Source organism: Polynucleobacter sp. 35-46-11 (genome assembly GCF_002281105.1).
On the sequence record NZ_NCFJ01000105.1, the window covers coordinates 1 to 6,772 of the forward strand.

The window sequence follows — 6,772 nt, forward strand, 5'->3', positions numbered from 1 at the left end:
ATAAACCTACCCCAGCGGTAAACAGGCTATACATTCCTACCGAGATCCCGGAAAGGTCGCGGGTACGCCACGATTGAATAGCCTGAGGAAGAAAAGCAATCGTCGTTAGAAACGCAGCGCAATAGCCAATAATCTCTATCTGATGTGGCTGTAAATTCATACGCTGATAGGTTCTTATTACGGCTTCTTATTCAAGCCAGCTTTACGTGTTTCAATCTCTTTGTTAATTGCAGCTATAGTTTTGGCATCGGGAGTCTTCCAGCTACCCCCCGCTTTATTAGCCATGTATGCCACAGCATCAGAGAAGCCCTCTACTGTGAGGTTGGGATTACCGCCCTTAGCAGGCATAGCCCTGACACCAACATAAGCATGCGCTGTCAGGGTGACTTGTCCCTCAGCAATCAAAGGAGCCCACTTAGCTTTATCACCCAGCTTGGGTGCATTTAAGACCCCAGAGCCATGACAGGCAGCACAAACTTGTTTATAGGTATTCTCACCAGGCTCGGCAAAGGCAGAAAAGCTTAGAAAACCAGCAGCAAGAATCCAAGGGCGAAGAGATAAATTCATAAGGACTTCCAGAAGATGTTAAAAGTTCATCCCGACAATGTATCTCAAATTTACAATGAATGCCTTGCTAGGCGCTAGGCTAGGCCAAAATAGCTTGCAACCGTATAAGTGATAAAGGCTGCTAGGTAGGCCAAGCTAAACAGGTAGCCCAGCATTATGGCAGGGATCTTCCAGCCACCGGTCTCTCTTTTGACTGCTGCAATGGTTGAAAGGCATTGAGGAGCAAAGACAAACCAAGCCAAAAGAGATAAGGCTGTTGCCAAACTCCAGCCTTTAGAAATCAATGGCACTAAGGCATCTGCTGCATCGACCGCGGAACTCGATAGTGCATACACTGTTGCCAAAGAGCTTACCACCACTTCACGGGCTGCCATCCCCGGCACCAAGGCAATGCTAATTTGCCAATTAAATCCAATCGGCTTAAACACTACCGCCAAGGCCTGCCCCATCATTCCAGCAATACTGTATTGGATAGGAGAGCCAGTTGCATTTTCTGGAGGAAGTGGAAAACTCGAGAGCGCCCACAGACAGACCGTCATGATTAGAATAATTCCACCAACGCGACGCAAGAAAATTTCAGCACGCTGCCAAAGACCAAGCGCCAAATTACCTAAGCGTGGCAAGTGATAGCTCGGCAACTCCATCATCAAGGCATTGAGTTGAAACTTTTCACTGGTAAAGCGTTTGAGAATCCAAGCTACAGCCATAGCACCAGTAATACCTGCAACATAGAGTAAGAATAAAACCAGGCCTTGCAAATCTAATCCTGCCCACAATTTACGCTTAGGAATAAAGGCGGAAATTAATAAAGCATATACAGGCAAACGTGCTGAGCAAGTCATCATCGGCGCAATCAAGATCGTCACTAAACGATCGCGTGCATTGGAGATGCTGCGCGTCGCCATGATTCCAGGGATGGCACAGGCAAAGCTAGATAACAGAGGGATAAACGATCTGCCTGATAGACCAACCCGCCCCATCAGTCGATCTAATAGATAAGCAGCTCGTGGGAGGTAGCCTGATTCTTCCAGAATCAGAATAAAGAAATACAGAATCAAAATCTGCGGCAAGAAAATCAATACTCCGCCAGCACCAGCCAGAATACCGTCCACCAATAAGCTGCGTAACCAATTATTTGGAAACATTTGAGTTAATAAAGCCCCTAACCACTCCACTCCGGCTTTAATCACCTCCATAGGCAAGGTGGCCCAACTAAATACCGCCTGGAAAATGAAGAAGAGTACTGTAGCCAGAATGAGTTGGCCAAATATAGGATGCAACAAAACAGAGTCCAGGCGATCGCTCAGACGATCAGGAATGATTTGATCTAAGCCTAGATTTTGTAAGGCACGTTGAACCTGTATGTTGTCAGACTCGGTATGGGCCGAGTGATCGATAGCAGTTTCAATACCCTCATCTATATTGCTCGCACTTAATGCTGATAAGTTCTTCCAATCCAGCGCACTCAAATAATGTTTGAGCTCATCAGCACCATTGGCATGAATACCCACTGTTGCAATAACAGGAAGACCTAACTCCTGAGACAAGGCCGCTGCGTCGACATTTAAGCCTTGGCGCTGGGCAACATCCACCATATTGAGCACCACAATACAGGGCAAACCTAAACGCTTTGCAGATAAGACCAATCGTAAATTGCGCCTGAGGTTCATGGCATTGAGAACACAGAGCACGAGATCCGGACGCTTTTCACCTATGGCATTGCCATGTAGCACATTGCAAGCGACTCTCTCGTCTAAAGATCGCGGATACAAACTATAAACTCCAGGAAGATCCAGAATGCGAATGACTTTTTCAGATTCGAGAGTTAAACGCCCTTCTTTTCTCTCGACAGTTACACCGGAATAATTGGCGACCTTTTGACGACTACCGGTCAGCAAATTAAAGAGTGCCGTTTTTCCACAATTGGGATTACCCAGTAATGCAACTAGGGGTTCACTTGAAAAAAAATGAATCTGCGCTTCAGACATGTTTAAAGAATTTCTACCTCAACTAGTCGTGCCTCAGATTCACGTAAGGCAAATGTCGATGATCCAACTCGAATGAGTATTGGACCATGACCCAAAAATCCCTTACGTAAGACCTCCACCCGTTCACCGGGCAGAAAACCAATATCTTCCAACTGACCACGAATATCCTCACATTGATCGGCTGAGGTAGCGATCCTTCTAACGCGAGCAGTGACGCCTGGGAGGATTTTTTCAAGATTCATGGCTAGGTCTATGGGATGCTTTGAGTTGATTATATCCCTATATGAGAATGACTATCATTCTCTAGAGAAAGGTCTAGAGACTCATCTTCACCTATTTGAGCTATTGCCGTATTGATTTAAAACAAAAACGGCATGCTTATAGCCAGCCAGCTATTTGCTTCTTTAGTCCAATCGATTTATAGCCGGGACTAGCGCCCGACAGGACCCGGATTTTCCGAATGAGTTTTGCAAGATCAGCATTAAGACTTAATTCCTCGTTCATGGCCAGAAAAAAGATTTCATCCTTGAGTTGAATGAAATCCAAACCATTCTCCAAGGCAACACTTTTAACCCCCATACCTACATCCGCCTTTCTTGCCAATATCGCCGTAGCAATTGCAGAGTGGGTAAATTCTTCGTTCTCGTACCCTTTAATGCTGCGGGCAACCATGCCTTCTTTCGCCAAAATAGTATCCAGGAGCAGGCGCGTACCGGAGCCTTTCTGTCGATTAATAAAGCGAATCTTTGGCCTCAGTAGATCTTTGATTGAAATAATGTTGAGCGGATTTCCTTTAGCAACCAATAATCCCTGAACACGTTTCATCACAGGAAATATTTGCATCCCCTCTTTTTGCAACCGTTTAGAAATAATTTGAGAACTTTGTGGATCAGAAACGTGGAAACCGGCTATGTCCACCTCATAATTGAGTAAGCGCTCCAAAGCCTCACCGGATCCCGCTGTAATGAGCTCAAATCCACCAATTTCGAAAACAGCCTTTTGAATAATGGGATCGCTACTACTAGCAAAGCGCAGCTGTTTTTTATCTTTAACCCGAAATTGAGAAAATCCTTCTTCTAAGTGCGAGAGACTAGATTGACCCAAACGCATTGTCTTTTGATCAAAGTCTTCAGTAAATTGAATCAAATAGCGAGCATATTCTGATAGCTGGGAGCCGTGCCCCCTCACCCTATCGATGAGCTTAAAACCGAGTGCTTGTTCAACATCGTTTAGCTTTTGCCAGACATTTCTGTAGGACAAGCCCATTTTCTTACAGGCAGACATCAGTGTTTTGCCATGCTCAATGTCTTTAAGCAACGCTGTTAACCACACCAAATCAACGATAGCCGGATCTTTTGCGTTTTTGCTACCAAAAACTAGGGTCGGCCGAATCTGAATTCTCATATGTAATTTTTTGCATATTGATGTTTTGTAATATGACAAATCTTAACCGAACACACTCAATGAAAGTGAACTCAAATGAAATTCTCATTTAATAGATTATTAGCAACCGCCATTACTGCGGTAGCACTTTTCAGCAATTGTGCTTACGCGCAAGAGAAAAGTATTGTTGTGTCATCCACAACCTCTACAGAGCAATCTGGTCTTTTTGGATTTATGTTGCCTATCTTCAAAATGAAGACAGGCATTGATGTCAAAGTGGTTGCAGTTGGAACTGGTCAAGCATTAGATATCGGTCGTCGCGGTGATGCCGATGTAGTGTTTGTACACGACAAGCCTGCTGAAGAAAAGTTTGTGAACGAAGGTTTTGGTACAAAACGCACTGAAGTTATGTACAACGACTTTGTGTTGGTTGGGCCAAAGTCTGACCCAGCCAAAATTGCAGGCGGTAAAGATATCAAAGCAGCATTTCAGAAAGTTGCAGCAGCTCAGGCACCATTTGTATCGCGCGGGGATAAGAGCGGTACACACGCTGCAGAATTACGCTATTGGAAAGATGCCGGCATTACAGTTGCGCCAAGCGCTTGGTATAAAGAAACTGGTTCAGGCATGGGTCCAGCGCTCAATACTGCTTCAGCAATGAATGGCTACATCCTGACTGATCGCGCTACTTGGCTCTCTTTCAAGAACCGTGGTGATTTAACAATTCTGGTTCAAGGTGATCCAAAGCTATTTAACCAATATGGCGTGATGTTAGTTAACCCAGCAAAATTCCCACATGTGAAAAAAGCTGAAGGACAAGAATTTATTGACTGGATTACCTCCAAGAACGGGCAAGACGTAATTGCCAGTTACAAAATTGACGGTGAACAGCTATTCTTCCCGAACGCAAAGAAATAATTTAGATGAAAAATTCACACCAATTCATCAGTGCACTTTTTGCCACTTTATTAATGGGACTTGGAATGCAAACATCGCTAGCGCAATCCAGCCCCCCAAAAGTAGAAGCCACCTATGGTCAGGGTTCCAAGAGTTTTAAATTGGCAACCGGTAGCCCTGGGGAATTAGGCTTACTACAGCAACTTGGTGAGGCCTTTGACAAGAAGGAAGGTGCGCGCCTGGTGTGGATTAAGGCGGGAAGCGGCGCCTCCCTCAACCTACTTAAGACACAGCAGGTTGACATGATTATGGTGCATGCACCAGCTGGTGTGAACAAAGCTATTGCTGAAGGTTGGGCAACCGGGAGAACGCTCATTGGCTCCAATGAGTTTTATATCGTTGGACCTAAAGCGGATATGGCAAAAATTAAATCTGCTAGCAGTGGTGCAGATGCTTATGCAAAGATCGCGAACTTGCAGGCTAACTTTATCTCTCGAGGGGATAAATCCGGTACACACCAAAAAGAAATGGATATTTGGAAAAAGGCTGGAATCACACCCGAGGGAAATTGGTACATCGTGACCAATGACTTTATGACAGCATCGCTTAAAAGGGCGAATGCAGATAAAGCCTATTTCATGACAGATAGCAGCACCTGGGTGGCAGAGAAAAATGTCGCTCCTGATCTGCAAATTCTTTATCGTGGGGATCCTTACCTAGTCAATACCTACGATGCTTTAGTCGCTCCCGTAGGTGCAACTGAGAATCGCGATATTGCTGCTAATTTCATCCGATTTGTAGCGTCAGATGAGGGTCAGGCGATCATTCGCAATTATGGCAAGTCGCAATACAAGGAGGCCCTCTACAATGATGCTACCTATGCTAAACAATACGTCCACTAGGAGAAATCATGGAACTTAAAGTCAAACTCAGCGCACGCAATACTCTCAGCGGCAAAGTGGTTGAGCTCAAAATGGGTCAAACCACCTCTCACGTGAAGATCGATATTGGTTCGGGTCATATCGTTACCGCCTCCATTACCAATGAGGCAGTAGATGAACTCAAACTTAAAGTTGGTGATCAAGCTTGGGCAGTCATTAAGGCATCAGATGTCATGATTGCTAAAGACGCTTAATCATTATTCAGTATGCAAAAGGCCCGCTTAGCGGGCCTTTTTATTTACAGCTCCAGCATGATTCATGCTGAAAGAGTTTTAAATGCTTATTTCTTTGGTGTTACAAAGCCAATCGCTGTGTCATCAACGAACTCAACCATAACGTCATCGCCAGCCTTAAATTTCTCAAGACCTAACACGCTTTGATCAACCTTCACTTTTTGCTTCTCACCTGATGGCAATGTGAAAGTAACAACACGAGTCTTTGCATCAATTGTGCTGATCTTCACTGTGGCATAAACAGTATCTGCAGTTTCTTCAAATGGCTTAGCAGAACCCTTACCTGCTACTACTACTGAGCGAACGCCAGAAACGCCTGGCTTAGCACCCTTAGGGGCAGCAACCAAACCAACTGCAATCGCTTGAGCATGCTCAACAACAAACATATCGCCCTTTTTTACTTTATCTAAATCATTTACTTGTTTAGATACGTTCATTTGAGCCAAGTTCCCGTTTGCATCCTTGAGAACAACGATACGTTTCTTTACGTCCACTGAATCAACAGTAGCAGTCAATACAACCGCTTCAGCTGCCAAAGGCAACATTTTTGCAGGAGCTTGAGCAAATGCTGAACTTGCAACTACTAAACCGAGTGAGGCAACTAATGTAGCCAATAAAGATTTCTTCAAAATAACTCCTAGATAAAGGTTTGTGAGGGGGCCAAGCCTTTGGCACCACCAATCCATTTTAACCATGAAGTGGCTTACTTATAAGCCTTAGAGCTAATATTTGAAGCTTAAATGGGTTCAATTTGCTACATTAG

Annotated in this window: 9 protein-coding genes; 3 read left to right on the forward strand and 6 right to left on the reverse strand. The window is 44.5% G+C overall.

Annotated elements, in window-relative coordinates:
- The 5 genes from B7Y67_RS08990 to B7Y67_RS09010 form a co-directional block, all read right to left on the reverse strand.
- On the reverse strand, positions 1-160 hold a 160-nt coding region (locus B7Y67_RS08990; protein ID WP_293598358.1), incomplete at its 3' end, for a PQ-loop domain-containing transporter.
- Positions 161-177: 17 nt separating this feature from the next.
- Positions 178-567, reverse strand: a complete 390-nt coding sequence (locus B7Y67_RS08995; RefSeq protein ID WP_293598352.1) for a c-type cytochrome — start codon at positions 565-567, stop codon at positions 178-180.
- A 74-nt stretch (positions 568-641) separates the two neighbouring features.
- Entirely contained in the window at positions 642-2,555 is a 1,914-nt protein-coding gene (locus B7Y67_RS09000; protein ID WP_293598353.1) for a ferrous iron transporter B, read from the reverse strand.
- 2 nt (positions 2,556-2,557) lie between these two features.
- The gene (locus B7Y67_RS09005) at positions 2,558-2,797 is read right to left on the reverse strand and encodes a FeoA family protein (RefSeq protein WP_114653332.1); all 240 of its coding nucleotides are present in this window, start codon (positions 2,795-2,797) and stop codon (positions 2,558-2,560) included.
- Between the two features lie 136 nt (positions 2,798-2,933).
- The gene (locus B7Y67_RS09010) at positions 2,934-3,959 is read right to left on the reverse strand and encodes a substrate-binding domain-containing protein (protein WP_293598354.1); all 1,026 of its coding nucleotides are present in this window, start codon (positions 3,957-3,959) and stop codon (positions 2,934-2,936) included.
- A gap of 75 nt (positions 3,960-4,034) precedes the next feature.
- Here B7Y67_RS09010 and B7Y67_RS09015 point away from each other — a divergent pair, with 75 nt between their 5' ends.
- The 3 genes from B7Y67_RS09015 to B7Y67_RS09025 are packed head-to-tail and all read left to right on the forward strand — an operon-like array spanning position 4,035 to position 5,970.
- Entirely contained in the window at positions 4,035-4,856 is an 822-nt protein-coding gene (locus B7Y67_RS09015; RefSeq protein ID WP_293598355.1) for a substrate-binding domain-containing protein, read from the forward strand.
- A gap of 5 nt (positions 4,857-4,861) precedes the next feature.
- Positions 4,862-5,737, forward strand: coding sequence for a substrate-binding domain-containing protein (locus B7Y67_RS09020; protein ID WP_293598356.1), 876 nt, complete (start codon positions 4,862-4,864; stop codon positions 5,735-5,737).
- Positions 5,738-5,745: 8 nt separating this feature from the next.
- A complete protein-coding gene (locus tag B7Y67_RS09025; RefSeq protein WP_114654363.1) occupies positions 5,746-5,970 on the forward strand; it encodes a molybdopterin-binding protein in 225 nt (74 codons plus the stop codon).
- 86 nt (positions 5,971-6,056) lie between these two features.
- Here B7Y67_RS09025 and B7Y67_RS09030 read toward each other — a convergent pair whose 3' ends face one another.
- Positions 6,057-6,638 carry a hypothetical protein gene (locus tag B7Y67_RS09030; RefSeq protein WP_293598357.1) on the reverse strand — a complete coding sequence of 194 codons (582 nt, stop codon included), beginning with the start codon at positions 6,636-6,638 and terminating at the stop codon, positions 6,057-6,059.
- Positions 6,639-6,772: the final 134 nt, after the last annotated feature.

Excerpts from the sequence above, each read along its gene's own strand:
- B7Y67_RS08995 (WP_293598352.1), bottom strand. The coding sequence starts at position 567 with ATGAATTTATCTCTTCGCCCTTGGATTCTTGCTGCTGGTTTTCTAAGC.
- B7Y67_RS09000 (WP_293598353.1), bottom strand. The coding sequence starts at position 2,555 with ATGTCTGAAGCGCAGATTCATTTTTTTTCAAGTGAACCCCTAGTTGCA.
- B7Y67_RS09005 (WP_114653332.1), bottom strand. The coding sequence starts at position 2,797 with ATGAATCTTGAAAAAATCCTCCCAGGCGTCACTGCTCGCGTTAGAAGG.
- B7Y67_RS09010 (WP_293598354.1), bottom strand. The coding sequence starts at position 3,959 with ATGAGAATTCAGATTCGGCCGACCCTAGTTTTTGGTAGCAAAAACGCA.
- B7Y67_RS09015 (WP_293598355.1), top strand. The coding sequence starts at position 4,035 with ATGAAATTCTCATTTAATAGATTATTAGCAACCGCCATTACTGCGGTA.
- B7Y67_RS09020 (WP_293598356.1), top strand. The coding sequence starts at position 4,862 with ATGAAAAATTCACACCAATTCATCAGTGCACTTTTTGCCACTTTATTA.
- B7Y67_RS09025 (WP_114654363.1), top strand. The coding sequence starts at position 5,746 with ATGGAACTTAAAGTCAAACTCAGCGCACGCAATACTCTCAGCGGCAAA.